The organism is Leptolyngbya sp. FACHB-711 (assembly GCF_014695615.1).
Classification (GTDB): Bacteria; Cyanobacteriota; Cyanobacteriia; order Elainellales; family Elainellaceae; genus Leptolyngbya_A.
The window spans coordinates 1-2,165 of sequence record NZ_JACJOR010000009.1; the positions used below are offsets into that span (position 1 = coordinate 1).

The 2,165-nt window shown below is 46.5% G+C and carries 2 protein-coding genes; one reads left to right on the top strand and one right to left on the bottom strand.

The genetic code is table 11. The features are described 5' to 3' along the window. Positions 1-69 precede the first annotated feature (69 nt). Entirely contained in the window at positions 70-966 is an 897-nt protein-coding gene (locus tag H6F80_RS00090) for an NmrA family NAD(P)-binding protein (RefSeq protein WP_190789593.1), read from the bottom strand. Positions 967-1,026: 60 nt separating this feature from the next. Between H6F80_RS00090 and H6F80_RS00095 the strand changes: the two genes are divergently transcribed. Continuing rightward, the gene (locus tag H6F80_RS00095; RefSeq protein WP_190789594.1) at positions 1,027-2,007 is read left to right on the top strand and encodes an AraC family transcriptional regulator; all 981 of its coding nucleotides are present in this window, start codon (positions 1,027-1,029) and stop codon (positions 2,005-2,007) included. The last annotated feature ends 158 nt before the right edge of the window (positions 2,008-2,165 follow it).

Below are 2,165 nucleotides of genomic sequence, written 5' to 3' on the forward strand. Positions count from 1 at the left end.
GAGCGATCGCGCTGGCATTGGGTTGGCGTTGGCAGTAAAGCGATCGCTCCTACCTCAACTTCAATTAGCCTAGGCAGGGATGAGTTGGCTCAAATGGGGTAATAATTGTTCCCGCACAAATTGAGAAAATGTTGTGGGTGTCGTTGTCTGTGATGTGCGCGGTTCTGCGGGAGAATACTCCGGATGGCTCAAACTCTGCCACATCTCTACATAGTCTGCCGCGACACTCTCACTAGCGCCTATCCTCAATAACTCTGCTCGAAACTGCTCAGATGTAATCGACACATGGACAATCGATCGCCCTAACTCTTGACTCAAAATCGCTGCTGCTTCGTCAAAGCTTAAATCAGTAGGACCATGCAATCCCAATACAGAATGTCCGCTCCAATTTCGTTGCAACAATAACTCTGCTGCGACGGCTGCAATATCCTGGGTGGCAATTATGGCGAGACGGCGATCGCTTGCAATGGGTAAAAATACACTGTTTGCACTGCGAATTGGGTCAAGCTGCATCAGATAGTTTTCCATGAAAAAACCCGGTCTCAAGTGGACGATGTTTTGTGCAACCGCATTCAACTGCTGCTCAACCTCATACAACCCAGAAATAGGACCCATCCCCTGCGGTAAATGAGCTCCGTTACTGGAAAGATTGACTACATAGGGGATTTGATTCGCTTTAACAGCAGACGCCGCAACGTTGCCCACATGATGCTGATATGCCCGAAAATTGGAAGCACCAAAGTTGTACGGCACAACCCAATACAGAGCTTCTGCAGCTTGGGTTGCCTCAATCACAAACTGAATATCCTCCAACGAACCTTGATGGACGGTCGCATTTTGACGAACCAATGAACTCAGCTTTTCGGAATTTCTTACTAAAACAGTGACATCTGCTCCAGCTTCAATCAATTGTTGGGCAATCCGTCCACCTGTATTTCCGGTAGCTCCTGCAATTGCGATCGACATTGGTATGACTCCAAAAACTCAACTTTCCTCCAGTTATAAACCTGAGTAATTGGATATAGAATGGCAGAAAAGCTATTATTCCTATTCAATCGTCCAATTCTTGCTAATCAGATGGATGCTCTGACTGAAATTCTTAAATCTGTCAAATTAGACAGCACCGTCCATTGTCGCTCCGAGTTCTCAGCCCCTTGGGGTGTGCAGATTGAGGCGATGGCAGATGCCTCATTTCATGTAGTGATGCGCGGTCACTGCTGGCTGGAGGTAGAAGGGGTAGATGAACAAATTCCGTTGGTGGGGGGTGATTTGGTGGTGCTGCCAACAGGCGTTGCTCATGTCTTGCGCGATCACCCCGATAGTCCGGTCGTAACCCTGGGAGAATTGCTGTCTCATCGCCCCTGTCAAGGACAACTAACACTAAGCTATGGTGGTGGCGGAACAGGAACAACTGTTTTGTGTGGTAAAGCCAGTTTTGAAAACCGTGAGATCAATCCTTTACTCTCTGCCCTGCCACCGTTGCTGTTGATTAAAGGAGAAGAAGGACGAGCGGTAGAGTGGTTGGATTCCACACTGCAATTTATTGCCTGCGAAACAGCATCGAACCGTCCGGGTGCAGAAATGATGATTACCTACTTGTCAAATATTGTGTTCATTCAGGCAGTAAGAGCCTATCTCAGTAGCCTGAAGCCGGATGATAGCAATTGGTTGCGTGGATTGGTTGATCCACAAATCAGTATTGCTCTGGCTCTGATTCACCATCAACCTGAAACAAACTGGACCGTAGAAAATTTGGCGAAACGGGTGAATATGTCACGTTCTGGATTTGCAGCGAGATTCAAGTGGTTAATGGGAGAAGCACCGCTGCAATACATTACCCGTTGGCGAATGATTCGGGCAGTTGAGTTGTTGCGATCGAGCAATTTGACGGTAGGAGAGGTTGCTGAACGAGTAGGGTATGAGTCTGAAACAGCGTTTAGCAAAGCGTTTAAGCGTCAGATGGGACAGCCACCAAATCAATATCGCAAGCAATCTGTAGTGTCATGATTTTGCTTGATTGTTAACCTACCGCCAATCTTTAACCGTAATTTGTAGTTAAAGATGAACTCTAAAATTTATTTACTTCCACTCCAGTTTATTAGTTTTGGAGTGATGATGTCGGCAATTAACACAATCAGTACGTGAATTGGCAAGACAATTAGAAA

What these genes read in the sequence shown, in the direction of transcription:
- H6F80_RS00090 (WP_190789593.1), bottom strand. Translation starts at nt 966, where the DNA reads ATGTCGATCGCAATTGCAGGAGCTACCGGAAATACAGGTGGACGGATT.
- H6F80_RS00095 (WP_190789594.1), top strand. Translation starts at nt 1,027, where the DNA reads ATGGCAGAAAAGCTATTATTCCTATTCAATCGTCCAATTCTTGCTAAT.